The 25,276-nt window shown below is 67.1% G+C and carries 23 protein-coding genes; 13 read left to right on the top strand and 10 right to left on the bottom strand.

All coding sequences use genetic code 11. The features are described from left to right. Positions 1 to 90: 90 nt before the first annotated feature. Positions 91 to 1,575 (top strand): sensor histidine kinase, encoded by a 1,485-nt coding sequence (locus AC1Z3W_RS36625; protein WP_057927974.1) that lies wholly within the window; start codon positions 91 to 93, stop codon positions 1,573 to 1,575. A gap of 108 nt (positions 1,576 to 1,683) precedes the next feature. Here the strand turns inward: AC1Z3W_RS36625 and AC1Z3W_RS36620 are convergent, their stop codons facing one another. The 7 genes from AC1Z3W_RS36620 to mnmC all read right to left on the bottom strand — a co-directional run bounded on the left by AC1Z3W_RS36620 (position 1,684) and on the right by mnmC (position 10,540). Next, positions 1,684 to 2,175: an SET domain-containing protein gene (locus AC1Z3W_RS36620; protein WP_057927975.1), complete on the bottom strand. Its 492-nt coding sequence runs from the start codon at positions 2,173 to 2,175 to the stop codon at positions 1,684 to 1,686. A 180-nt stretch (positions 2,176 to 2,355) separates the two neighbouring features. Next, a complete protein-coding gene (locus AC1Z3W_RS36615) occupies positions 2,356 to 3,468 on the bottom strand; it encodes an NADH:flavin oxidoreductase/NADH oxidase (RefSeq protein ID WP_124834760.1) in 1,113 nt (370 codons plus the stop codon). Between the two features lie 207 nt (positions 3,469 to 3,675). Continuing rightward, positions 3,676 to 4,386, bottom strand: a complete 711-nt coding sequence (locus AC1Z3W_RS36610; protein WP_124834774.1) for a glutamine amidotransferase — start codon at positions 4,384 to 4,386, stop codon at positions 3,676 to 3,678. 28 nt (positions 4,387 to 4,414) lie between these two features. Further along, positions 4,415 to 5,053 (bottom strand): MarR family winged helix-turn-helix transcriptional regulator, encoded by a 639-nt coding sequence (locus tag AC1Z3W_RS36605; protein WP_124834759.1) that lies wholly within the window; start codon positions 5,051 to 5,053, stop codon positions 4,415 to 4,417. A 505-nt stretch (positions 5,054 to 5,558) separates the two neighbouring features. Next, positions 5,559 to 6,674, bottom strand: a complete 1,116-nt coding sequence (locus tag AC1Z3W_RS36600; protein ID WP_006490006.1) for a YbdK family carboxylate-amine ligase — start codon at positions 6,672 to 6,674, stop codon at positions 5,559 to 5,561. Positions 6,675 to 6,688: 14 nt separating this feature from the next. Then, positions 6,689 to 7,903 carry a cation:proton antiporter gene (locus tag AC1Z3W_RS36595; RefSeq protein ID WP_057927978.1) on the bottom strand — a complete coding sequence of 405 codons (1,215 nt, stop codon included), beginning with the start codon at positions 7,901 to 7,903 and terminating at the stop codon, positions 6,689 to 6,691. 675 nt (positions 7,904 to 8,578) lie between these two features. Beyond that, positions 8,579 to 10,540 carry a bifunctional tRNA (5-methylaminomethyl-2-thiouridine)(34)-methyltransferase MnmC2/FAD-dependent 5-carboxymethylaminomethyl-2-thiouridine(34) oxidoreductase MnmC1 gene (gene mnmC, locus AC1Z3W_RS36590; protein WP_124834758.1) on the bottom strand — a complete coding sequence of 654 codons (1,962 nt, stop codon included), beginning with the start codon at positions 10,538 to 10,540 and terminating at the stop codon, positions 8,579 to 8,581. Positions 10,541 to 10,929: 389 nt separating this feature from the next. On the opposite strand from mnmC, the gene AC1Z3W_RS36585 reads away from it, so the two are divergent. Continuing rightward, positions 10,930 to 11,208, top strand: a complete 279-nt coding sequence (locus AC1Z3W_RS36585) for an HU family DNA-binding protein (protein WP_006401505.1) — start codon at positions 10,930 to 10,932, stop codon at positions 11,206 to 11,208. 134 nt (positions 11,209 to 11,342) lie between these two features. On the opposite strand, the gene AC1Z3W_RS36580 is transcribed toward AC1Z3W_RS36585, so the two are convergent. Beyond that, positions 11,343 to 12,653 (bottom strand): GTP-binding protein, encoded by a 1,311-nt coding sequence (locus AC1Z3W_RS36580; RefSeq protein WP_124834757.1) that lies wholly within the window; start codon positions 12,651 to 12,653, stop codon positions 11,343 to 11,345. A gap of 173 nt (positions 12,654 to 12,826) precedes the next feature. After that, positions 12,827 to 13,276 (bottom strand): lytic transglycosylase domain-containing protein, encoded by a 450-nt coding sequence (locus AC1Z3W_RS36575; protein ID WP_057927981.1) that lies wholly within the window; start codon positions 13,274 to 13,276, stop codon positions 12,827 to 12,829. Between the two features lie 367 nt (positions 13,277 to 13,643). On the opposite strand from AC1Z3W_RS36575, the gene gspD reads away from it, so the two are divergent. Genes gspD through gspF form a run of 3 tightly spaced genes read left to right on the top strand, consistent with a single transcriptional unit; the run spans position 13,644 to position 18,692 of the window. Next, entirely contained in the window at positions 13,644 to 15,974 is a 2,331-nt protein-coding gene (gene gspD / locus AC1Z3W_RS36570) for a type II secretion system secretin GspD (protein WP_057927982.1), read from the top strand. After that, positions 15,971 to 17,470 carry a type II secretion system ATPase GspE gene (gspE, locus tag AC1Z3W_RS36565; protein WP_175826441.1) on the top strand — a complete coding sequence of 500 codons (1,500 nt, stop codon included), beginning with the start codon at positions 15,971 to 15,973 and terminating at the stop codon, positions 17,468 to 17,470. The genes gspD and gspE overlap by 4 nt, the downstream gene beginning before the upstream one ends. Positions 17,471 to 17,474: 4 nt before the next feature. After that, positions 17,475 to 18,692, top strand: coding sequence for a type II secretion system inner membrane protein GspF (gene gspF / locus AC1Z3W_RS36560; protein ID WP_124834755.1), 1,218 nt, complete (start codon positions 17,475 to 17,477; stop codon positions 18,690 to 18,692). A 30-nt stretch (positions 18,693 to 18,722) separates the two neighbouring features. Here gspF and AC1Z3W_RS36555 read toward each other — a convergent pair whose 3' ends face one another. Then, positions 18,723 to 19,133 (bottom strand): type II secretion system protein N, encoded by a 411-nt coding sequence (locus AC1Z3W_RS36555; RefSeq protein WP_124834754.1) that lies wholly within the window; start codon positions 19,131 to 19,133, stop codon positions 18,723 to 18,725. Between the two features lie 178 nt (positions 19,134 to 19,311). On the opposite strand from AC1Z3W_RS36555, the gene gspG reads away from it, so the two are divergent. From gspG to AC1Z3W_RS36515, 8 genes are read left to right on the top strand one after another with little or no spacing between them, the layout of a single operon-like run. Continuing rightward, on the top strand, positions 19,312 to 19,764 hold the full coding sequence (gene gspG, locus AC1Z3W_RS36550) for a type II secretion system major pseudopilin GspG (RefSeq protein WP_057927986.1): 453 nt from the start codon (positions 19,312 to 19,314) through the stop codon (positions 19,762 to 19,764). 41 nt (positions 19,765 to 19,805) lie between these two features. Next, positions 19,806 to 20,354 carry a GspH/FimT family pseudopilin gene (locus AC1Z3W_RS36545; protein WP_057927987.1) on the top strand — a complete coding sequence of 183 codons (549 nt, stop codon included), beginning with the start codon at positions 19,806 to 19,808 and terminating at the stop codon, positions 20,352 to 20,354. Further along, positions 20,351 to 20,758: a type II secretion system minor pseudopilin GspI gene (gene gspI, locus AC1Z3W_RS36540; protein ID WP_057927988.1), complete on the top strand. Its 408-nt coding sequence runs from the start codon at positions 20,351 to 20,353 to the stop codon at positions 20,756 to 20,758. The genes AC1Z3W_RS36545 and gspI overlap by 4 nt, the downstream gene beginning before the upstream one ends. After that, complete coding sequence (locus AC1Z3W_RS36535) at positions 20,736 to 21,440, top strand: PulJ/GspJ family protein (RefSeq protein ID WP_057927989.1); 705 nt, start codon at positions 20,736 to 20,738, stop codon at positions 21,438 to 21,440. The genes gspI and AC1Z3W_RS36535 overlap by 23 nt, the downstream gene beginning before the upstream one ends. 2 nt (positions 21,441 to 21,442) lie before the next feature. After that, entirely contained in the window at positions 21,443 to 22,552 is a 1,110-nt protein-coding gene (gene gspK / locus AC1Z3W_RS36530) for a type II secretion system minor pseudopilin GspK (RefSeq protein WP_124834753.1), read from the top strand. Positions 22,553 to 22,576: 24 nt separating this feature from the next. Then, positions 22,577 to 23,950: a type II secretion system protein GspL gene (gspL, locus tag AC1Z3W_RS36525; RefSeq protein WP_124834752.1), complete on the top strand. Its 1,374-nt coding sequence runs from the start codon at positions 22,577 to 22,579 to the stop codon at positions 23,948 to 23,950. Further along, positions 23,947 to 24,453, top strand: coding sequence for a type II secretion system protein GspM (gene gspM, locus AC1Z3W_RS36520; protein WP_057928031.1), 507 nt, complete (start codon positions 23,947 to 23,949; stop codon positions 24,451 to 24,453). Before gspL ends, gspM begins: the two co-directional genes overlap by 4 nt. A gap of 31 nt (positions 24,454 to 24,484) precedes the next feature. Next, positions 24,485 to 25,273 carry a type II secretion system protein N gene (locus tag AC1Z3W_RS36515; protein ID WP_124834773.1) on the top strand — a complete coding sequence of 263 codons (789 nt, stop codon included), beginning with the start codon at positions 24,485 to 24,487 and terminating at the stop codon, positions 25,271 to 25,273. Positions 25,274 to 25,276: the final 3 nt, after the last annotated feature.

Below are 25,276 nucleotides of genomic sequence, written 5' to 3'. Positions count from 1 at the left end.
CGCCGGCGTGCTGCCCTGCCCGCGTCGCGCCATCCGACGCACGACCGCGCCGCTCCCCCGTGAGCGGCGCTTATCCATTTGCCCGTCGAAATGTCTTCTGATCCGGCTGTCACCACCAGCCTGCGCCGCTCGCTGCTCAGGCGCCTCGCCGCGCCGCTGTCGATGCTCGCGCTGATGAGCGGCCTGATCGCCTACTGGCTCGCGTGGCAATACACGCAACACGTGATCGACCGCTCGCTCGCCGATCTCGCGACCGCCATCTCCAAACAGATCCAGATCGCCGGCCCCGACGCGCCGTTCACGGTGCCGCCGCTCGCGCAGGCAATGTTCTCCGATCCGGCCGAGGCGCTGATCTACCGGATCAGCGACGGCGAGGAGGAGCTCGCCGGCGATCCGAAACTGCCGCTGCGGGGCATCAACGTGCGCCGCATGCATCACGCTTATGTATTCGAGGCCGAGTACGACAACCGCGCGGTGCGAGTCGCGCAGGTGCGCGTCGACAACGTCGAGGGCGGCCGGCCGATGGTGGTCGAGGTCGCGCAGCCGGTGCGGCACCGCTACCGGATCGCCGCCGAATTCCTCGTCGCGATCATGATGCCGCTGCTGCTGTTGCTGCTCGCGGGCTGGGGCATCGTATGGCGCGTCGTGAACCAGCAGCTCGGCCCGCTCACGCATCTCGCCGATTCGCTGAACCGCCAGACCCACACGTCGCTGGAGCCGGTCGACGAAACCGACGTGCCGCTCGAGATCCGGCCGCTGACGAGCGCGATGAATGCGCTGCTCGGCCGCCTGAAGACCGCGCTCGACGCGCAGCGCAAGTTCATCGCCGATGCGGCGCACCAGTTGCGCACGCCGCTCACGGCCGTGAAGCTGCATGCCGAGCAGGCCGCCGTCGCGCGCGACCCGCAGCAGACCTACGCCGCGGTGCGCGAACTGCGCGCGGCCGCCGACCGAGCGGTGCGGCTGTCGAACCAGCTGCTGTCGCTCGCACGGGCGGAGCCGGGCGAACAGGCCGCGCGTTTCGTCGACGTCGACCTCGCCGCGATGGCGTTCGAGACGGGTGCCGAGTGGGTGCCGCGCGCACTCGCGTCGCATGTCGACCTCGGCTTCCAGCGCAGCGACGATCCCGGTGAAGACGAAACGCTGAACGTTCGCGGCAATCCTGTTCTGCTGCGCGAAGTGATCGCGAACCTGCTCGACAACGCGCTGAAATACGTGCCGCTCGCCCGCCCGGACGGGGCGCGGATCACGGTAAACGTCGCGCGCGGCGCGCTCGAGGACGGCCAGCTGGCCGCCGAGATCGTCGTCGAGGACAACGGCCCCGGCGTGCCGGCCAATCAGCAGGCCGACCTGTTCAAGCGTTTCTTCCGCGGCGATGCGCAAAACGGCAACGGCGTCGAGACGGGTGCCGGGCTCGGGCTTGCCATCGTGCACGACATCATCGCGATGCATGGTGGCACGGTGTCGTATGAGGATGCAGCGGAAGGCGGCTCGCGCTTCGTGGTGCGGGTACCGCTCGCCAAACGCACCGAGAAGCCGGCGAGCGAAACGCCGGCCGCCGCGCCGACGCACTGAGTCGCGCGCGGCGCGCACATCGGAAAGGAGTAAACACCGGCCGCGTGGCACGTTGGCGCGCGGCAGCCGGCCGGTGGAGCAGCCGCGCAGGATGCGCGGCCACTGCGGTCACTTCTTCTTTTTCTTGTCCTTCTTTTTCTTCTTGCCGTCGTCGTCCGGCGTCGCGAGCAGCGTGCCGCGGCACGCAGCGGCGCCGCAATGGCACGCGTATTCGCGCTTGAGCTTCTTCGTCAGCTTCTCGTCGATCACGAGGCCATAGTCGTAGAACAGCTCTTCTTCCGGTCCGATGTCGCGCAGCGCGTGGATGAACACGCGGCCCTTGACCTCCTCGGCCTCGCAGTTCGGCGCGCACGAATGGTTGATCCAGCGCGCGCTGTTGCCGTCGACCTTGCCGTCGATCACGCCGCCCTCTTCCAGTGCGAAGTAGAACGTATGGTTCGGCTCGTTCGGGTCGTGCGGGTGGCGACGCAGCGCTTCCTTCCACGAAATTCGCTCGCCCTTGTATTCCACTACGCGCTCGCCGGCCTTGATCGGCTCCACCGCGAACACGCCCTTGCCGTGTACTCCCGAGCGGCGCACCGCGATCCTGCGTGAACTCATCGAACGAATCCTTGTGAAGACGACTTGAATGGAAGACGGCCGCGGTCACGGCCCTGCGTCGCGCAAAACGAAAACGCGGCACCGGTCGGTGCCGCATCGGGGCATGCGGCGAATCACCCGCATCCTACATGTTCGCGATTGCTTCGTTCAACATCGCACGCAATATCGCGCGCATGACGCTCAACGCTGGCCGAATGCGATGTCGCCGAACAACGCCTTGTGTTCGCGCGGCTGCGAACGCCAGTACTGCGGCGGCGCCGACACCCGCGCGCCGAGCTCGGCGGCCGCATGCCACGGCCAGCGCGGGTCGTACAGCATCGCACGCGCCATCGCGACGAAATCGGCATCGCCAGCCTCGATCAGCCGGTTCGCATGCGCGGGCTCGTTAATGAGGCCGACCGCGATCGTCGGCATCCCGACCGCGCGCTTCACAGCCTGCGCGAACGGCACCTGGTAGCCGGGCGATAGCGGAATCTTCTGCAGCGGCGACACGCCGCCGGACGACACGTCGATCCAGTCGCAGCCGCGTTGCTTCAGTTCGTGCGCGAACGCGATCGTGTCGTCGAGTTCCCAGCCGCCCTCGACCCAGTCGGTCGCCGACACACGCACGCCGACCGGCCGGTCCTCCGGAAACGCCGCGCGCACGATCTCGAAGATCTCGAGCGGAAAGCGCATCCGGTTCTCGCGCGAGCCGCCGTATTCGTCGGTGCGCTGGTTCGCGATCGGCGACAGGAACTGGTGCAGCAGGTAGCCGTGCGCCGCATGCACCTCGATCGCATCGATGCCGAGGCGCGCGGCACGCTTCGCGGCGGCCGCGAACGCTTCGCGGATCCGGTTCAGGCCGGCCGCATCGAGCGCGAGCGGCGGCGTCTCGCCGTCCTTGTGCGGCAACGCCGACGGCGCATGCGGCAGCCAGCCGCCATCGGCGACGGATACGAGCTGACCGCCCTTCCAGGGCACCTCGCTCGATGCCTTGCGCCCCGCATGCGATAGCTGCATCGCGATGCGGACCGGCGAATGCTTACTAATCGACGCCAGCACGGGCTTGAGCGCCGCTTCGGTCACGTCGTCCCACAGGCCGAGGTCGCCGGCCGTGATGCGCCCGTCGGGTTCGACGGCGGTCGCTTCGATGCAGAGCAGGCCCGCGCCGGACAGCGCGAGATGGCCGAGGTGAATCGTGTGCCAGTCGGTCGCCTCGCCGCGCTCGGCCGAGTACTGGCACATCGGGGAGATCACGATCCGGTTCGGAAGGGTCACGCCGCGCAGCGTGAACGGAGAAAACAGCGCAGTCATGGGTGCCGCTCGCCAGGAAAGGGAAAGAGCGGACGAGCGTAGCATGCACGCCCGAAGCCTGCTGGCAGCCGGTCTGGCAGTAAGCGGATGGTCAGGTAGCGCCGGCGTGAAGTCGGCTGCGATGGCGATGCAGCGCGCGCGGCAGGCAGCGGCGCACCAGCCGGCCTTGCCTGCGGACCGGTCACGCGCGGGGCCGCACGCCCGGGATCAAAGCCCGACGCTGTCGAGCCACTCCGCGAACATGCGTCGCGCGGCCGTCTCCAGCACGGGGCCGTGCTGCACGGTGTCCGCACGCAGCCGGCACGCGTCGATGCCGGGCGTCGACGCGATTTCGCCGGCGTTGCCGATCAGCCAGGGTTCGAAGCGGTCGGTGCGGATTTCCGGATGGCATTGCAGCGCCAGCACGTGCTGCCCCCACGCGAACGCCTGGTGGCGACATACCGGTGTCGACGCGAGATGGATCGCGCCGCCCGGCAGGTCGAACGTATCGCCGTGCCAGTGCAGCACCGAGGTCGCCGCACCGTCGAGATGGCGCAGCGGCGACGCGCGGCCCGCGTCGGTGAGCGTCAGCGGCGCCCAGCCGAGCTCCTTCTGTGCGGCCGGATAGACGCGCGCACCGAGCGCGCGGGCGATGAACTGCGCACCCAGGCAGATGCCGAGGATCGGCAGCCCTGCGTCGATGCGCTGGCGCACGAGCGCCGCGAGCGGTGCGATCGACGGATACTGCGCGTCGTCGTACACGCTGAGCGGCCCGCCGAGCACCACGAGCAGCGACGGCTGGAGCGCGTCGAGCACTTCGACGCGCGACGATCCGACGTCGACATAGCGCACCCGCCGCCCGCGCTCCCCGAGCACCTGCTCGAAACTGCCGAGGTCCTCGAAATGCACGTGGCGGATCGCCACCACTTCAGCGTTCATCATCGGCCTCCCGGTCGATCGACGGACGTCAGCCGGCGAACACCTTCCAGGTCTTCTTTTGCGTCGCCGCGTCGGCTTCTTCCTGCACCGAACAGTCGAGACGCAGATCGCTGTCGGCCATCGACAGGTCGAGCGCCGCGCAGTAATGCATGGTCTTCTTCGACTGCTTGCCCGGCTGGAAATGGGCGCACGTCAGGCACATGCGCTGCGGCGGCGTCACACCGGCCACCTGCAGTTCGCGCAGCGTCTTCAGCAGCGCGCGGTACAGCGTGCCCTGCTCGTCCGCGCCGAGTTTGCCGACCGCTTTCGTCAGGAATTCCGGCCATTGCAGCGCCTTCTTCGCCGCGGTACGGCCGCGGGCCGACAGGCGCACGGCGAGCGCACGGCCGTCGTCCAGTGCGCGACGCTTCTCGACGAGCCCCTTCGTTTCGAGCGTGCTGACCGCATCGCTGGTGGTCGCAGCGGTGAGCTGCGTCTCGCGCGCGATCTCGCCGAGCCGCATCGGACCCTTGCGTTGCAGCAGCAACACGAGGATCTCGCCCTGCGTCGGCGTGAGGCCAGCGCCTTCCGCCCAATCCCATGCCTGGCTCCGCATGGCCGTACTCAACCGCAGCAAGCTGTGGGTCACACGTCCCGAAGCCTGATTCCCGTAAACGCCTTCGCTCATAGTCTTTTCGCTTTGCCGCCGCCCGGATTGCCGAGCAGCCGTAGTGTGGAGATCGAATGTCTATCTCAAAACAGACGCTCGTTGAAGAGCGTCGACACGGCCGTCGCGAGGCACACGCGGCGGTCGCGTTCGCGGCGACCGGTGAGACACACGTCGTTCCGGTGTCCGCAAAGCCGACATTCTAAGCGAGAGCGGAAAATCGCACAGCTAAGTTATCCCCTTCATTCTGTGGAAAATCGCTGGATAACCCGATTTTTTCGTTGTGCCGGCAATCTCTGCCGGCCCCACGGCACCACGTGCAAGCATTTTCCTGTTCGGATCGGCCATCGTGGCGGTGGCCCGAGTCCACCGGGTTATCCATCCCGCAGAGCGTTGACTTTGAAGCAGAATATCGGGTTATCCACAGATTTTCAGGACGACTGGCGACGCGCCGCCCGCGAATCGGCGCCGACCGGCGTTCAGCGAATCGCCGCGCGGTCGAGCCTGTAATCTGCAAAACATTTTTTCATTCGCGCCAGCGCAGGCACTGCTGGCGAACCGTCTCGTTCAGCGATTTTTCCTGTTTGAAAACGGTTCTCAACCACGATGCGTCATTCACGCGCGCCTTCGCAAGCGCGCCGATCTCGTCGAGCGCCGCGCGCGAGCCGAGCGCGGCCGCATGCGGCGCGATCCGGTCGAGCGTGTCGAGGATGTCTTCCGCGATCGTGCGGCGCTCACCTGTCTGAGGATTGACGCAGGTGCCCTCGAGCCCGAAGCGGCACGCTTCGAAACGGTTGAATGTGTAGACGAGATAGTCGTCCTCCGACAGCTTCAGCGGCCGGTCGGTCAGCAGGTAGCGCGCGAGCGTCTGGATGTAGCACGCGATCGCGGCCGCGCGGTCGACCGACAGCGGCGTGTCCATCACCCGCACCTCGATCGTCCCGTAGCCGGGCTTCGGCCGGATGTCCCAGTAGAAGTCCTTCATCGAGTTGACGACGCCCGTGTTGACCATCTTCGTGAAGTACTCCTCGAAGCTGTCCCAGGTCAGCACGAACGGCGCGCGGCCCGACAGCGGGAACGCGAATACCGAATTCAGGCGCGCCGAATGGAAGCCGGTGTCGACGTTCTGCACGAACGGCGACGACGCGGATAGCGCGATGAAGTGCGGAATGAAGCGCGACATCGAGTGCAGCAGGAACAGCGCGCTGTCCGGATCGGGACAGCCGATGTGCACGTGCTGGCCGAACACGGTGAACTGCTTGGCGAGATAGCCGTACAGCTCGGAGATGTACTGGAAGCGCGGCGCGTCGTAGATCTGCCGGTCGCTCCACTGCTGGAACGCGTGCGTGCCGCCGCCGGCCAGCCCGACATTGAGCTGGTCGGCCGCCTTCACGAGCACGTCGCGGATCGCATGCAGCTCGGAGACTGCCTGCTCGTGCGAGTGGCAGATGCCGGTCGACAGCTCGATCATGCTCTCGGTGATTTCCGGCGTGATGTTGCCAGGGAAGGTCTCCCCCTGGATCAGCCGCATCAGGTCGGATGCCGCCTTGGTCAGGTCGTAGTTGTGCGTGTTGACGACCTGGATCTCCAGTTCGACGCCGAACGTGAACGGCTCGGAATTGACGAAGGTTTCGAGTGCCATGGCAGGTTCCGGAATCAGTTTCTGTCGCTGCGCTCGCTGACCGCCGACAGGCAGCGGTACACGACGAACGGGCTGATGAGCTGCAGGATCACGATCGTGCACATCACGATCGCGCGCAGGTGCGGGTCGAAATTCGGATAGAGCTGGTAGGTGTCGTCGACGAGCAGATACGACAGCGCGGACATCGGTGTCAGCGCAATGCCAAGCGCGACGCCCTGCTTCATCCCGAGCCCGCTCGGCTTCGCGAACACGACGACGCCGGCCAGCTTCGCGACGAGTCGCGTGACGATCAGCGCGATCGCAAGCAGGCCGCCGAGCGCGATGTCGCCCCACGTGAACGACGTGAGCGTCAGCACGAACAGAATCACCGTCAGCAGCCAGCCGGCCGTGCCGAAATGCTCCGGCCACAGCTGCGGACGCGCCTCGAGGTTCTTCACGATGATGCCGGCGAGCAGCAGCGTGAGCAGCGTCGACAGCTTCAGCGCCTGCGCGACCGCGATCGCGAGCATCACGAGCCCGAACAGCGCGACGAACGAATGCTCGTCGCGCATCGTCGCGGTCATGTGGCGGAACAGGTAATTGCACGCACGCGCGACCAGATACGCGACGATGAACGAACCGGCGATCAGGTAGACGGGTTGCAGGATCGTCGCGAAAACGTTCCCGTATGCTTCCTGGTGGAGCCAGCTCGTCACGAGCTTGGTCAGCACGATCGCGTACACGCTGTTCAGCGCGGTCAGCGTGATGAGTCGCTGCGACACCTGCCCTTCCGCGCGCAGTTCGGTCTTGAGCTGGATCACCATCGACGGCGACGTCGCGATCGCGATCGCGGACAGCACGAGCGCGACCATGCCCGACACGCCGAGCGCGAGCATCACGAACAGCACGAGCACGAACGTCAGCGTCGCTTCCCCGAGGCTCGATGCAATGAGCCACGGATTGCGGCGTATCCATTTCAGGTCGAGACGGCTGCCGAGCTCGAACAGCAGCAGGCCGAGCGCGACGTCGATCAGGAGCCGCGAGGTTTCGTCGGTGCTTGCGTCGATCACGCCGAATCCGAACGATCCGGCAATCAGGCCGATCACCGCGTAGCCGGTGATGCGCGGCAACCGCCATGCGCGATAGCACAGCTCGCCGCACAGGCCCGCCGCGAACAACGCGAGCCCGGCCCAGAACACGGCATCTGGCGCGAGCGGCCAGTTGGGCAGGAATGAGAACGCCGACTTCATCGTGGTGACTTCTCCTTTGGAAGCAATCGCCAGCGGCGCGGGGTCAAGCGTCAGAAATGAGATGCGCGCCGGCTGGGTATCGCCCCGAGTGTGATTGTTGTGGTCGACGACGGCGGGACATGGGATCCGCCTCTTTCCGCCATCCGGCGGAACTGTCGTTCAGGCTGCCGATCTGGATTGTCGGCCTGGTGTGTGAACGGACTGCGCAGTCTCGAAGATTCAGATTCGAAATCGTGCCGACCGTTCCATTGAAGCATGTCCGGCGCTTGGCCGAACGAACGCGAAGGAAACCGATTGTGCCACAGCTTTTTCGCTCTGGAACCGATTGAATCGACTCGCGTCGCTGTGAGGCCCCGCAGGTCTTTGGTTTCAAAGGTTTACTTGTATATATACATAGTAGAAGTTAACAAAGCACGCACAGTTCTGTGGATAACCTCGGTTTACGCAACAAGATCAACGTGTTGGCGCCGCCATAACCGGTTGAACAGGCTGTTTGCTCACAGGGGTTCGAGTTGAGCAACTTTCGGGCCGTTTCACAGCTGTGCGGAGTTGCCCAGTTTACGTCCACTGTGATTGCACACGAAGTGCGTGCGGATTTCGCGCGGTTATCCACAGCACCGCGTGGATAACCTTGCACAGAAAAATCAAGGATCTGTGCGATTTCGGCTGACGAGATCAGCCGATCTGGCGGCCGCGCAGTGCGCGGATCAGGAACCGGGCCGGGTCGACGGCATCGGCGAGTTCGCGCTCGAGCGGCAGCGGCTCGCCTTCGAGTTGCGACGCGATCAGTTCCGCGCCGAGCGCCGCCCACACGAGGCCGCGGGAGCCATAGCCGAATGCCCCATAGAGGCCTGCGGTACGGGGCAGGTCGCGCGCTTTCGCGCCGCTCAGTGCGCGTGCATTCGCGAGGGTCTGCGCTTCGTCGGCGAGCGGGCCAATCACCGGTACGCGATCGGCGACGACCCAACGAAACGCGACACGCCCGCGCAGCGTATCGACGTCCGGAAGTTCGCCGATCAGGCCGGGCAGCAGATGCCGGACGCGCTCGATATTCTCGATATGTCCGGCGGTGCGCATCGCCGGATCGACGTCGTCGGGTTCGAACGTCGCGCCGATCAGCAGCGTGCCGTCGTCGAGCGGCACCGCATAGCCATCGCCGATCGCGGGGCACGGCAGCGACGCCGTGCTGCCGGCCGGCAGCAGCGTGAGCTGGCCGCGCACCGGTTGCAGCGCGACATGCCGCAGCGCCGCGAGACGCACCGCATCACCCGCGTTCGCGAGCACGACGACCGGTGCTTCGGCGAGTGTCGCGCCTGCCGAATCGACGGCGCGCCACGTGTCGCCATCACGCTCGAGTCGCGCGACTTCGGTGCCGGGCAGCAGTTTCACGCGCTCGCCGGCTGCCGCCAATTGTGCTGCGCATACCCCGGCCGGCCATACGGCACCGCCGTGCGGAAACAGCAGGCCGCCGTGTGCGACCGGCAGGTTCAGATGCGCGCGGGCCGCATCGGTGTCGAGCAGCGACACGTAGTCGGACGGTGCGCCGAGCGCGTCGAACGCATCGCGCATCCGCGCGAAATCATCAGCCGATTCCGCGAGATGGATCATCCCGCGCGTGCTGCGCGCGAACGCATGGCCGGCATTTTCGAGCGCACGCCAGCGTGCGAGCGCATGCAGGAAACCGCCGCGCGTGAGACGGCTCGCGACGTTGTCGTCGCGCGTCATCAGCGGATGGAATACACCAGCCGGATTGCCCGATGCCTCGCTCGCGATCCGCTCGTGCCGCTCGATCAGCGTGACGTTCCAGCCGCGAGCGGCGAGCCGTTCGACCACCGCGCAGCCTGCCAGGCCCGCACCGATCACGATCGCTTCGCGTGCGGCAACCGGCAATGCGCGCGGCGGTTCGTGTCGGCGCATCCGCCAGCGCGGTGCATATTCGCCGGCGAGCATCGCGTACTTGCCGGCCAGTCCCGCACTCTCTCGATAGGTGAAACCCGTTTCGTCGAGCGCTTTTTTCACCACGTCCGCGCTCGAATCCGCGGCGAAGGTCGCGTCTTCGGCGGCCACGCGTGCGAGTGCGCGAAGCAGATCGGCCGACCATAGATCCGGGCTTTTCGCAGGCGCGAAACCGTCGAGATAGAACGCATCGGCGCGTGCGACCAGCTTCGGCAGCATCTCGCTCGCGTCGCCCAGCGCGAGCGTCAGCACGACTCGGCCAGCGTCGAATTCGAGGCGATGAAAACCCGGAACGAGCATCGGCCATGCATCGGCAAGCATCTCCGCCTCTGCCGATATGGTTGTGTTGGCAACGATATGGGAAAGCACCCGGCGCAGGTCGTCGCGCGAAAACGGATGCTTCTCGAACGACACGAAATGCAGCCGCTCGCAGCGCGCGGGATCGTCGCGCCAGGCGGCCCAGGTCGCGAGGAAGTTGGCGCCCGCGCCGAACCCCATCTCGACGATCGTGAACGTGCGGCGGCCCTGCCAGCGCGCCGGCAGCCCGTTGCCCGAGATGAACACGTCGCTCGCCTGCGCGAGCGCGCCCGCGACGTTGTGATAGATGTCGCCGTACTCGGGCGAGATGAGGGCGCCGTCGTCGCGAAACGCGAGCGTGGTGGGTACGAGTCGGTCTGGCATGCGAAACAAAAAACGTGGCAGCCAAGCCTGGAAAGGGATTGCGCGGAGGTGTCCGGCGGGTCGTTGGCAAAAACCAACGGCGCGGCGCACGGCTGGACCCGGCTGCATATCCTGTCCGGTTGGCGCAGGTCAAAAAACGGGCAATCGACGATTCATTCGGCGAAATACCGATGAAAATCTTTGAAACCCTTGTCGTTATTGGGTTTGCGCTGCGCTATCATAGCAACGCCGTACCGCGGGGTGGCCGCCGGCAAGCCGGACGGCACGTCGCGCGGGCCAGGATTCGGCGCTGTGCTGTCGGAGTCTGACTCTCGATGGCACGGTTCGCGCACGTATAATCGGCGCGTTCGCGCTGTTCGTGTCAAACCTAACCTGAAAAAGGAACCTTAATGAACAAACAGGAACTGATCGACGCCGTCGCCGCCCAAACGGGCGCCAGCAAGGCTCAAACCGGCGAAACGCTGGACACGCTGCTCGAAGTCATCAAGAAGGCCGTGTCGAAGGGTGATGCGGTTCAGCTGATCGGCTTCGGCAGCTTCGGTTCGGGCAAGCGCGCAGCACGTACGGGCCGCAACCCGAAGACGGGCGAAACCATCAAGATCCCGGCAGCCAAGACGGTCAAGTTCACGGCTGGCAAGGCGTTCAAGGACGCCGTCAACAAGCGTTAATTCAGCGCCTGTTCCAGGAAAAAACCCGCCGTTCGGCGGGTTTTTTGTTGGGTGCGCGCAGCATTTTCGCCACAGTCCGCCCCACTCTTGCAAGATTTAACGGTTACTTCTCGCGTGTCGCTTTTTACCGCGTATTACGCGTGCACGATCTGCGCGTCGGGATCCTCGTCGTCGTGCTCATCGATATCCCACGTCGGGAACGGATCGTCGAACGCAGTCCATTGCGTCGCACCGAGCGCGAATTCCGCATCGGTGAGCAGGCATGCGTCGAGCTTCGCGCGCCATGCGCCGGCATCGAGCCCGATGCCGATCAGCACGAGTTCCTGACGGCGATCGCCAACCGAGCGGTCGTCGAGATCGCCCTGCCACTCCGTGCGAATTTCAGCGAGCAGCTCGTCGTCGTCCGGCCATTCCGCGCGATCCTGCGCGGCCCACCAGAGACCCGCCGGGCCATGCCGGCACACACCGCCCGCCTGCGACAGCGAACCGGCGATGTCGTTGCGCGTCGCAAGCCAGAAGAAGCCCTTGCTGCGCAGCACGCCCGGCCACTCCTGATGCAGCAGCGTCCAGAGCCGTGCCGGATGAAACGGCCGGCGCGCGCGGTAAACGAAATTGCCGATGCCGAATTCGTCCGCTTCGCCATGCACATGCGCATGATGCGGATCGTGGCACTCGGGATCGTCGCAATGCGTGTGATCGTGATCGAGCGACGCGAGCCAGCCCGGTGCGTTCGCGGCTTCGTCGAAATCGAAGCGGCCGGTGTTCAGCACTTCGTCGAGCGGCACGTTGCCGAACGTCGACACGACCTGGTGCGCACGCGGGTTGAGTCGCGCGAGGATGTGCTGCAGGCGCGCGAGTTCGTCCGCGCCGACGAGGTCGGCCTTGTTGATCACCAGCACGTCGCAGAATTCGATCTGCTCGATCAGCAGTTCGACGAGCGTGCGATCGTCTTCGTCCGATGCGGCGATGCCGCGCGTCGCGAGCGCGTCGTCGGAACCGTAGTCGCGCAGGAAATTGTAGGCGTCGACCACGGTGACGAGTGTGTCGAGCCGCGCGACGTTCGACAGCGATTCACCATCGTCGTCGACGAAGGTGAAGGTTTCGGCGATCGGCATCGGCTCCGCGATGCCGGTCGATTCGATCACGATCGCGTCGAAGCGACCGTCCGCCGCGAGCGTGCGGATCTCGACGAGCAGGTCGTCGCGCAACGTGCAGCAGATGCAGCCGTTCGACATCTCGACGAGGCGTTCTTCGACGTGCGACAGCGCCTGCGCATCGCGCACGAGCGACGCGTCGATGTTGACCGCCGCGAGATCGTTGACGATCACGGCGACTTTCAGGCCCGCGCGGTTCGCGAGGATGTGATTGAGCAGCGTGGTCTTGCCGGCGCCGAGGAAACCGGACAGCACGGTAACGGGCAACGGCTGGGTCATTGCCGGATTCATAACGATTTGCACCAACGGAAAAGATGAAAAAGCGGCCGCGGCGCCCTGACGGGGCGCGATCGGCTCGGAGCCGGTCGCCCGAAGCCGGTCGAAACCGCAGCGTGAGATCCGCATTGTGCATCAAACGCGCGCCGGCCGAGCGGCACGACATCAGCCCGTGCTGCCGCGCGGCGTCACTGTACGGGCGGCAAAAGCTTCCACTGCGCGAGGATTCCGGCGATCTGTCGCGCGTACTTGTCGCGCAGCGACGGTGTTTCGGAATGATAGGCACCGACCGCCTGCCATGTGTTGCCGTAGCGATTCATCTTCTGGCGCAGGTGCCACGCGGCGATGTAGACGCTCTTGCACGGCTCCATCAGCGTGTCGCGGCCGATGCCGTAGCGCGACAGCGCCGACAGGTGGATCGAATTGATCTGCATCAGGCCGTAGTCGACCGAGCCGTTCGTATTCTTGTTCAGCGCGTCGGGCCGGTTGCGCGATTCCTGCCACGCGATCGCACGCAGGATCAACGGATTGACTTTCTGGTACCGGGCGGCCTCGTCGAAACAGTCCGCGCGAGCGTTTCCGCAGGCGAACCACACGCCGGCGGCGATCAACGCGATCGAAGCGAACCGTCTGTTCATGGGGCGGAAACGAAAAGGAAATGACGCAAAAAGTCGGGAAAACCCGTGTCTGTTGTACGTACGACTGGAAACGCGCCGCCCGTATCATACAGACAGTCCGTCCCGTGCCGACAGGCGAAAGACGCAGCCCGTTTATACCGCATTTCCGTGTCGATTCGTCGCAAAACGACGGTGCTGGCCGAAATGCCGAGGCGGCGCAGAAAACTTACAGATTGCATACGCCATGCCGAATACATGTCGTATGTGAGACAGTCCTCGGATCAATGTGATATTTCGGACATGAAAAACTGCTAATGTCGCCTCTTTAGGACTTGGATCCCAGCACTACCGCCGGAAGTGGCCTGAGCCGGCATCGACCCATTCATCCATGACAAGAAATCGCTTCGTTATGCGGCGCATCGCCACGACCCTGATGGTCGCCGGCATCATCGTCTCGCAGGCCGCCTACGCTCAGGTCACGCTCAATTTCGTGAATGCGGATATCGACCAGGTCGCCAAGGCGATCGGCGCCGCAACCGGCAAGACCATCATCGTCGACCCCCGCGTGAAGGGGCAGCTCAATCTCGTGGCCGAACGGCCGGTGCCGGAAGAGCAGGCACTCAAGACGCTGCAATCGGCGCTGCGCATGCAGGGCTTCGCGCTCGTGCAGGATCACGGGGTGCTGAAGGTCGTGCCCGAGGCCGATGCGAAGCTGCAGGGCGTGCCGACCTATGTCGGCAATGCGCCGCAGGCGCGCGGCGACCAGGTGATCACGCAGGTGTTCGAGCTGCACAACGAATCGGCAAACAACCTGCTGCCGGTTCTGCGGCCGCTGATCTCGCCGAACAACACGGTCGCCGCGTACCCCGCGAACAATACGATCGTCGTCACCGATTATGCGGACAACGTGCGCCGCATCGCGCGGATCATCGCGGGTATCGACAGCGCCGCGGGCACGCAGGTTCAGGTCGTGCCGCTGCGCAACGCGAACGCGATCGACCTTGCAGCGCAGATGCAGAAGATGCTCGACCCGGGCGCGATCGGCAACAGCGATGCGACGCTGAAGGTGTCGGTCACGGCCGATCCGCGCACCAACTCGCTGATGCTGCGCGCATCGAACGGCGCGCGCCTTGCCGCCGCGAAGCGCCTCGCGCAGCAGCTCGACGCACCGAGTGCGGTGCCTGGCAACATGCACGTCGTGCCGCTGCGCAACGCCGATGCGGTGAAGCTCGCGAAGACGCTGCGCGGGATGCTCGGCAAGGGCGGCAACGACAGCGGCTCGTCCGCGTCGTCCAACGATGCGAACAGCTTCAACCAGAACGGCGGCTCGTCGTCGAGCGGCAACTTCTCGACCGGCACGTCCGGCACCCCGCCGCTGCCGTCCGGCGGCCTCGGCGGCTCGTCTTCGTCGTCGTCCTACGGCAGCGGTGCGTCGGGTAGCGGCGGCATCGGCAGCGGCGGCCTGCTCGGCGGCGACAAGGAAAAGAACGACGACAACCAGCCGGGCGGGATGATCCAGGCCGACGCGGCAACCAACTCGCTGATCATCACCGCGTCGGACCCGGTCTACCGGAACCTGCGCTCGGTGATCGACCAGCTCGACGCGCGCCGTGCGCAGGTCTATATCGAAGCGCTGATCGTCGAGCTGAACTCGACGACGCAGGGCAACCTCGGCATCCAGTGGCAGGTCGCGAGCGGCCAGTTCCTCGGCGGCACGAACCTGGCGGCAGCGGCCGGCAACGTGGCGGGCAACAGCATCATCAACCTGACCACGGGCGGCACGGCGGCCACCACCGGACTGGCCGCCAATCTCGCCAACCTGAACCAGGGCCTCAACATCGGCTGGCTGCACAACATGTTCGGCGTGCAGGGGCTCGGCGCACTGCTGCAGTATTTCGCCGGCGTGAGCGACGCGAACGTGCTGTCGACGCCGAACCTGATCACGCTCGACAACGAGGAAGCGAAGATCGTCGTCGGCCAGAACGTGCCGATTGCGACCGGTTCGTATTCGAACCTGACGAGCGGTACGACGAGCAACGCGTTCAATACGTACGACCGTCGCGACGTCGGCCTGACGCTGCACGTGAAGCCGCAGATCACCGACGGCGGGATCCTGAAGCTGCAGCTCTACACTGAGGATTCGGCGGTCGTCAGCGGCACCACCAACGCGCAGACCGGCCCGACCTTCACGAAGCGTTCGATCCAGTCGACGATCCTTGCGGACAACGGCGAGATCATCGTGCTCGGCGGCTTGATGCAGGACAACTACCAGGTATCGAACAGCAAGGTGCCGCTGCTCGGCGACATTCCGTGGATCGGCCAGTTGTTCCGCTCGGAATCGAAGCAACGCCAGAAGACCAACCTGATGGTGTTCCTGCGCCCGGTGATCATCTCCGACCGCAGCACCGCTCAGGAAGTCACGGCGAACCGTTACGACTACATCCAGGGCGTGACGGGCGCGTACAAGTCGGACAACAACGTGATCCGCGACAAGGACGATCCGGTCGTCCCGCCGATGCCGATCGGTCCGAGCCAGGGCGGCACGGCCGCGGGCAACCTGTTCGATCTCGACAAGATGCGTCGCCAGCAGGTGCAGCGCCAGGTGGCGCCGGTGCCGGCCCAGCCGTTGCCGGAGGCGACGCCCGCGCAGCCGCAAAGCGTGCCGCAGCAGTCGATGCCGCAACAACCGCTGACCGCCACGCCGGGAGCCTCGCAGTGAGCGACGTGCTCGCGTCCTCGCCCCAAGACGGCGCGCCGGGCGACCGGCAGCCGCCGTCGCCGCTCGCCGCGCGTCTGTTGCCGTACGGCTTCGCGAAGAGCGGCCAGGTGCTGATCGCGCACCAGCTCGACGACACGCTCGAGGTGTGGATCAGCGAACGCACGAACGATGCGGCGCTCGCCGAAATCGCACGCAACTTCGGCTCGATCTCCGTGCACCGCGTGCCGGCCGACGAGCTCGCGCAGGCGATCAACCAGGCCTACGCGCGCCAGGACGGCAGCGCGGCGCAGATCGTCGGCGAGGTCGAAGGCGAAGTCGACCTGTCGCGGCTGATGCAGGACATCCCCGAAGTCGAGGATCTGCTCGAGTCGGAAGACGACGCGCCGATCATCCGGATGATCAACGCGCTGCTCACGCAAGCGGCGCGCGAACAGGCGTCGGACATTCACATCGAGCCGTTCGAGAATGCGTCGGTCGTGCGGTTTCGCGTCGACGGCACGCTGCGCGACGTCGTGCGTCCGAAGAAGGCGCTGCACGGCGCGCTGATCTCGCGGATCAAGATCATGGCGCAACTCGACATCGCCGAGAAACGCCTGCCGCAGGACGGCCGCATCACGCTGCGCGTCGGCGGCCGGCCGGTCGACGTGCGCGTGTCGACGCTGCCGACCGGGCACGGCGAGCGCGCGGTGCTGCGTCTGCTGGAAAAGGATGCGCAGCGCCTGAACCTCGAAGCGCTCGGGATGGGCCGCGACACGCTCGTCCAGTTCGACAAGCTGATCGGCCGCCCGCACGGGATCGTGCTGGTGACGGGCCCGACCGGCTCGGGCAAGACGACGACGCTGTACGCGTCGATGTCGCGGCTCGAAACGGCGACGACCAACATCATGACCGTCGAGGATCCGATCGAATACGACCTGTCCGGCATCGGCCAGACGCAGGTGAACGAGCGGATCGGGATGACCTTTGCCCGTGCGCTGCGTTCGATCCTGCGCCAGGACCCGGACGTGATCATGATCGGCGAAATCCGCGACCTCGAAACTGCGCAGATCGCGGTGCAGGCATCGCTGACGGGCCACCTCGTGCTCGCGACGCTGCACACCAACGATGCGGCATCGGCCGTCACGCGCCTGACCGACATGGGCGTCGAGCCGTACCTGCTCGCGTCGTCGCTGCTCGGCGTGCTCGCGCAGCGCCTGGTGCGCCAGCTCTGCCCGGTCTGCAAGGAAGAGCGGCAAGAGGAAGGCCGCACCGTGTGGCATCCGGTCGGCTGCGCCAAGTGCGGGCATTCGGGCTATGCGGGCCGGCGTGGCGTGTATGAGTTGCTGGTGATCGACGACTCGATCCGCACGCTGATCCATCGCAACGCGGCCGATGCGGAGATTCTCGCCGCGGGCCGCGCGGAAGGGATGCGCACGCTGCGCGACGACGCCGAGCGCTGGCTCGCGGCCGGCGCGACGTCGCTCGAGGAAGTGCTGCGCGTGACGGGAGGCGCATAGCGCGATGCCGGCATTCCGTTTCGAAGCAATCGATTCGGCGGGGCACGCGCAGAAAGGCGTGATCGATGCCGACAGCGCGCGCGGCGCACGCAGCCAGCTGCGCACGCAGGGGCTCACGCCGCTGGTGGTCGAACCGGCCGCCAGCGCGACCCGCGGCGCGCGTTCGCAGCGCCTCGCATTCGGCCGCAAGCTGTCGCAGCGCGAGCAGGCGATCCTCACGCGCCAGCTCGCGAGCCTCCTGATCGCGGGGCTGCCGCTGGACGAGGCGCTCGGCGTGCTCACCGAGCAGGCCGAGCGCGACTACATCCGCGAGCTGATGGCCGCGATCCGCGCCGAGGTGCTCGGCGGCCATTCGCTCGCGAATGCGCTGGGCCAGCATCCGCGCGACTTCCCGGAAATCTACCGCGCGCTCGTCGCGGCGGGCGAGCACACCGGCAAGCTCGGCATCGTGCTGTCGCGTCTGGCCGACTACATCGAACAGAGCAACGCGCTGAAGCAGAAGATCCTGCTCGCGTTCACGTATCCAGGGATCGTCACGCTGATCGCGTTCGGCATCGTCACGTTCCTGCTGAGCTACGTCGTGCCGCAGGTCGTCAACGTGTTCGCGAGCACCAAGCAGCAGTTGCCGCTGCTGACGATCGTGATGATGGCGCTGTCGGATTTCGTGCGGCACTGGTGGTGGGCGATCCTGATCGCGGTCCCGCTCGTCGTGTGGTTCGTGAAGGCGACGCTGTCGCGCGACGGGCCGCGGCTCGCGTTCGACCGCTGGGTGCTGACCGCGCCGCTCGCGGGCAAGCTCGTGCGCGGCTACAACACGGTGCGCTTCGCGAGCACGCTCGGGATCCTGACCGCGGCCGGCGTGCCGATCCTGCGCGCGTTGCAGGCGGCCGGCGAGACGCTGTCGAACCGCGCGATGCGCGCGAACATCGACGATGCGATCGTGCGCGTGCGCGAAGGCTCCGCGCTGTCGCGCGCGCTGAACAACGTGAAGACGTTTCCGCCGGTGCTCGTGCACCTGATCCGTTCCGGCGAAGCGACGGGCGACGTGACGACGATGCTCGACCGCGCGGCGGAAGGCGAGGCGCGCGAGCTCGAGCGGCGCACGATGTTCCTGACGAGCCTGCTCGAGCCGCTCCTGATCCTGGCGATGGGCGGCATCGTGCTCGTGATCGTGCTGGCCGTGATGCTGCCGATCATCGAGCTGAACAATATGGTGCAGTGACAGCCTGACCGGCGGTCAGGCCGCCATCGTTCAACGCACGTAGATCGCGGGGGACGGTGTGTTGGCGGGGAGCTGGATTTCGGCGCGGGCGCCGTTGCGGTCGACGATGATCGAGCGGCTGCGGACTTCGGCGAGCTTCGCGCCGGGCGTGACCTCGGCGCCGAGCGACACGGCACGCGGCGGTTCGCCGCCGATGCCGACGATCGCGGCGCCGCCATGATCGAGCGCGAGAATGCCGAACAGGTGGATGTCCTGCACGGGATTCTTGTCGAGCTGACCGCCGAAGAGCGTGGCGGCGTCCTCGGTGCGGATCGGCAGCCGCGCGGCGGCGGCGGGCAGCGGCGCTTCGCGGGCCGACAGCGTGACGACCCAGTAGGTGGCCGTCGCGCACAAACCCGCGAAGAGGGCTAGGGAGAGGATCCGGATCGAGAGCGCGTTCATGCGCGCTATTGTACGGATCTATGTGAAATTTGCGTTGGGTGAAAGCCCTCGGCGATGCGCGCCTTACAATGCGTGCTCCGCGCCCGGGGGAAACGGAAGCTTGCCGTCAGGCAAACGTCCGCAATGCGCCGGGTGCGTCACTCAATCGACGATATTTTTTGGAAAGAGGTAGTCAGTCATGCAAACGTGGATCACTCGCCGTAATGCGGCCGTGCGCCGTCAGCGCGGTTTCACGCTGATCGAGATCATGGTGGTGGTCGCGATCCTCGGGATCCTGGCGGCACTGATCGTGCCGAAGATCATGAGCCGTCCCGACGAAGCGCGCCGTATCGCCGCGAAGCAGGACATCGGCACGATCATGCAGGCGCTCAAGCTGTACCGTCTCGACAACGGCCGCTATCCGACCCAGGAACAGGGTCTGAACGCGCTGACCCAGAAGCCGTCCACCGATCCGATCCCGAACAACTGGAAGGACGGCGGCTATCTCGAGCGCCTGCCGAACGATCCGTGGGGCAACGGGTACAAGTACCTGAACCCGGGCGTGCACGGCGAGATCGACGTGTTCAGCTACGGCGCCGACGGCAAGGAAGGCGGCGAGAGCAACGATTCCGACATCGGCTCGTGGCAGTAAGCCCGCGCTGACCGATCCGACGTTCGTCCCGTTCTTCATTCATGCCTGCCCTTCGCACGCCCTTGCGCTCCGCTCGCGCTCGCCGCGATGCCCGCGACAGCCGTGTGCGTCGCGGCGTGCCCGTGAGCGCGGCGCACGCGCGTGCACGCGGCTTCACGCTGCTCGAGATGCTGGTCGTGCTCGTGATCGCGGGCCTGCTGGTGTCGCTCGCGTCGCTGTCGCTGACGCGCAACCCGCGCACCGACCTGCGCGAGGAAGCGCAGCGCATCGCGTTGCTGTTCGAGACGGCCGGCGACGAAGCGCAGGTGCGCGCCCGCCCGATCGCATGGCAGCCGACCGCGCACGGCTTCCGTTTCGACGTGAGCTCGCCCGATGGCTGGCGCACGCTGCGCGACGACCTGCTGCGCCCGCGCGACTGGGACGGCGGCGTCACGGGCGCCGACATCGACTATCCGGGGTCGGACACGCGCGCGAGCCGCGTCGTGTTCGGCACCGAAAGCATCGACACGCCGGTGCGCGTGACGCTGCATTCGGCGGTCGGCAGCGCGACGATCGTCGGCACCGGCAACGGCCGCTACGAGGTGCAATGACGATGCGTCGTCGCCTGCCCTTCCCGGCTTCTTCTTCCCGAGGCTTCACGATGATCGAGGTGCTGGTCGCGCTCGCGATCATCGCGGTCGCGCTCGCCGCGTCGATCCGCGCGGTCGGTACGATGGCGACCAATGCATCCGATCTTCATCGCCGGCTGCTCGCCGGCTGGAGCGCCGACAACGCGCTCGCGCAGCTGCGCCTCACGCATGCGTGGCCGGAGGTCGGCGAACAGAGCTTCGATTGCTCGCAGGGCAACGTGCAGCTGGTCTGCACGCAGCGCGTGAGCACGACGCCGAACCCGGTGTTCCGGCGCGTGCAGGTGTCGGTGAGCATGCCGGGGCGCGCCGGCGTGCTCGCGCAAATGGTGACGGTGGTCGCGAATGAAACCAGCCGTCCGCTCTGACGCGCCGATGCGGCGCCGGCCCGTGCGTTCCGTCGGCTCGCGCCGCGTGCGCGGCTTCACGCTGATCGAACTGATGATCGCGATCGCGATCCTCGCGGTGGTCGCGATCCTGTCGTGGCGCGGGCTCGACCAGATCATGCGCGGTCGCGACAAGGTCGCGTCCGCGATGGAGGACGAGCGCGTATTCGCGCAGATGTTTGACCAGATGCGCATCGACGCGCGGCTCGCCGCGACCGACGACGAAGCCGGCCAGCCGGCGATCGGCGTTGCCGGCAACACGCTGCAGATCGTCCGCGAACTCGACGTGCCGGGCGCCGCGCCGCGGCTGCAGGTGGTCCGCTACCGGATCGCCGGCGGGCGTGTCGTGCGCTATGCGTCGCCGCCGCTCGACGATGCGAACCGCCTGCGCGACGTGCTGAAGGACAGCAGCGTCGACGGCTGGAGCTGGGTCGCGCTGATGGGCGGCGTCGGTGCGATCGACGCGAAGCTGTACGTGCCGCGCGTCGGCTGGACCACCAACCTGCAGGCGGCCAGCGACGCGCTGTCGCAGAACAACGATGCGCTGAAGGTGCCGCAGATCGGCAACGCGCCGCCGACGCGCGCGGTGACCGGGCTGCAGGTCAGCATTGGCGCGACGTCGCTGCGCGTGCCCGTCACGCGCATCTTCCTCGTCGGGGAATGACGATGCGCACGCGCCCTCACCGTTTCCGCTTCGCCGCGCGCGCGCATGCACGCCGCGAGCGCGGCGCGGCGATCATCACCGCGCTGCTCGTCGTCGCGCTGTCGGCGATCCTCGTGTCGGGGATGCTGTGGCGCCAGCAGGTGCAGATTCGCCGCATCGAGAACCAGCGCGTGATCGCGCAGGCGCAGTGGGTCGCGCGCGGCGCGCTCGACTGGACGCGCATGATCCTGCGCTCCGAAGGCGACACGGCGCCCGGCATCACCTATCTCGGCGGGATCTGGGCCGTGCCGATCGCGAAGACCAAGCTGTCGGACTTCCTTGGCCGGATTGGCGCGCCGAACGACAACGGCGGCCAGGATACCTATATCTCCGGATCGATCGAGGACGCGCAGGCGAAGTACAACCTGCGCAACCTCGTGTCGTCGCCGGCGCCCGGCGTGCTGCAGCTCAACGTGATGCAGCTCAAGGCGTTCCAGCGGCTGCTGGCGACGCTCGGCTACGACGGCGTATTCGCGAAGCGGATCGCGCTGCAGATGCGCGCGGGTTTGATGCATTCGGCGACGCGCTTCCAGACGCCGACGCTGCCCGGCGCCGGTACGGCCGCGACCGCGCCGGTGGCGGGCGGCGACATGCAGGCCGGCAACTTCACCGACGAACCCGGGATGTCCGACGGCGACCGCGGGCCCGCGCCGCTCGTGATGACGGGCATCGACAGCCTGCTCGACGTCGATGGCGTGACGCCCGAGATGGTCGCGCGGCTGCGCCCGTTCGTCACCGTGCTGCCAACCACGACGCCGGTGAACATGAACACCGCGCCGGCCGAGGTGATCGCGGCGCTGGTGCCGGGGATGAGCGTGTCGTCCGCGCAGGCGCTCGTGTCGCGCCGCGAGACCGTGTTTTTCCGCAACGTCGGCGACGTGCAGCTCGCGCTGCGCGGCGCCGGCGCGCCGAACGTGACGATCGACTCAAGCCTCGTCGACGTCAATTCCAGCTATTTCATCGTGCATGGCCGGATCCAGCACGATCGGGCGGAGGTCGATCGCACCTCGCTCGTGTATCGTGATCCGACCACGCACTCGACGCGGGTCGTGCGCATCCGCGACCAGCTATAACGACGCCATTCGGGAGAGGAGCTCTTGAGCACGCTGATTGTTTCTTTGCCGCCGCGCGAGCCGGCCGTGCCGTTGCAGGAATGGCAGTGGCCCGAGCTGCCGTTCACGCTCGTGGACAAGGCCGGCCAGGTGCAGCGCGCGGGCCGTGCCGCGCTCTCGCTGCTGCCGCGCGCGAACGCGACGCTGCTGATCGTCGCCGCGCGCGACGTGCTGCTGCTGGCCGCGACCGTGCCGCCGCTCAAGGGACCGAAGCTGCGCCAGGCGCTGCCCAACATTGTCGAGGATCAGCTGATCCAGGATCCGCTCGGCTGCCATATCGCGCTCGATCCGGTCGCGTTGCCCGACGGCCGCCGCGTGCTGGCCGTCGTCGACCGCGCATGGTTCCGCACGATCTGCGACGCGTTCAGCGCGGCCGGCCACCGGCACCTGAGCGCGGTGCCCGCGACGCGCTGCCTGCCCGCGCCGCGCGCGGCGGCGGCGGACGCTGCGTCGCAGACGCTCGCCGACGGTGAGGCCTCGCAAGCCGACGCGGTCCCGAATGCGGCCGAGCCCCTCACTCGCCCGACGGCGGTGGCCGCGGTGCTGGGCCTCGCGACGACGGTCGAACCGGCACTCGTCGAAGCCGGCGCGCAGCCGACCGCGGCCGGTGCGCCGCGTCTCGAACTTGCGATTGCGCGCGGCGCGCTCGGCGAAGGTTTCGCGGCACCCGCGTCGCGCGCCGGCGGCACGCTGGCCGCGCTCGCGGGCGGCGGCGACGTCGAACTGTACGAACTCGGCGAGCCGGGCGCGGAGCCGCGCCTCGCATCGGTCGGGCGCGCCGACGGCCCGCTGCTGCCGGGCGCGCAACCGCTGTCGTTCGACGCGTTCGCGCGGCGTGCGCTCGCCGAGCGCTTCGATCTGTGCCAGTTCGAATTCGAATCGCAGCCGTGGCGCTTCGATCGCGCGACGGTGAAGCGCCTGCGCGTGCCGATCGCGCTGGCCGCGGTCACGCTCGGCGTCGCGGTGATCGGGATGAACCTGCACTGGTGGAAGCTCGCGCGCGAGCGCGATGCACTGTCCGCGCAGATCACCGAGACGCTCCTGTCCGCATTCCCGAAGACGACGACGGTGCTCGATCCGCCCGCGCAGATGCAGCGCCAGCTCGACCAGCTGCGCCTGGCCGCAGGCGAGCTGTCACCGAACGATTTCCTCGCGCTGGCGAGCGGGTTGTCGCGTTCGATGGGCGCGCTGCCGCTGAACGGAATCGCGTCGCTCGATTATCACGACCGGCGGCTCGACGTCGGCTTCAAGCCGGAGGTCAAGGTCGACCCCGATTTCCCGCAGCGTCTCGCGCGTAACGGGCTGGCCGGCGAAGTCGACAGCAGCACCGGCAAATGGACGATCCGGAGCCGCTCATGAAGACGGAACAACTGAACCAGATGCTGGCCCAGTTCTGGGGCGAGCGCACGCCGCGCGAGCGCACGCTGCTCGGCTGGGGCGGCGCCGTGCTGGCCGTCGCGATCGCGTATTCGGTGCTGTGGTCACCCGCGCAGGAAGGCCGCTCGCGCATTCGGCACGCGCTGCCGACGATGCGCCGCGAACTCGCGCAGATGACCGCACAGGCCAACGAGGCGAAATCGCTGACGGCCGCCGCGCAAGGCGTCGCGCCGACCGGCCTCGCGCTGAAGGACGCGCTCACCGCGTCGCTGTCCGATCACGGGCTGCAGGGCGCGCAGGTGCAGGTCGTCGGCAACGGCGTGCAGGTCCAGATGAAGAATGTGCCGTTCCCGGTGTGGACGCAGTGGCTCGACGACGCGCGCCGGCAGTTCAAGGTGCAGGTCGGCGAAGCGCACGTGACCGGGCTGAAGGAAGACGGCCAGGTCGACCTGACGGCCGTGATGCAACCCTCGACACAGAAATGACGCGGTGGATGAAGCCAGCGACGGTCGGCCGATGAGGCCGGGGATCAGGCGGCTCGCCGCCGCAGTGCCGTGGGTCGTGGCAGGCGGGCTCGCGACGGCGCTGACGCTCGTCGCGCTCGCGCCGGCCGCGTGGATCGCGCCGCAGTTCGCGCGCGCGACCGGCGCTCACGTGAACCTCGTCGATCCGGACGGATCGCTGTGGCACGGTTCGGGCACGCTGATGCTCGCGCCGGGCGCGGACCAGAGCGCAGCGACGCTGCTGCCCGGCCGGGTCCAATGGACCACGCGCTTCTGGCCGCTGCTGACCGGACGCGTGCAGGTGCGCATGCGGCAGACCGAGGCGATGCCCGACGCCGTCACGCTCGACGCGACGTGGCGTGGCGCGGTGCTGTCGGCGGGCTCGATGGCCGTGCCCGCATCGCTGCTCGCGGGGCTCGGCACGCCGTTCAACACGCTCGACCTGCAGGGCGACGTGCGGCTCGGCTGGACCGACTGGCGGATGATCGGCAACAACGCGTTCGGCCAGCTGACGGTGACGATCGATTCGATGAGTTCGCGCGTGTCGCGCGTGAAACCGCTCGGGTCGTACCGCGCGGTGCTGCAGGCGAAGGGGGCTGACGCCGATCTCGACCTGTCGACGACGCAGGGCCCGCTGTTCCTCGACGGGCACGGCAGCTTCGGCCCCGGCCAGGGATCGTTTCGTGGCACCGCGCATGCGGCGCCCGAGCAGCAGGCGAATCTCGCGGGGCTGCTGAACCTGCTCGGCCATCCGATCGGCAACAACCAGGTGTCGCTGATCTTCGGCGACGCGACGCGCTAAACG

It is taken from the genome of Burkholderia sp. 10_S31 (assembly GCF_056930375.1).
Note: the sequence above shows the minus strand (reverse complement) of the source record. Positions and strands in the feature narration are given on the sequence as shown.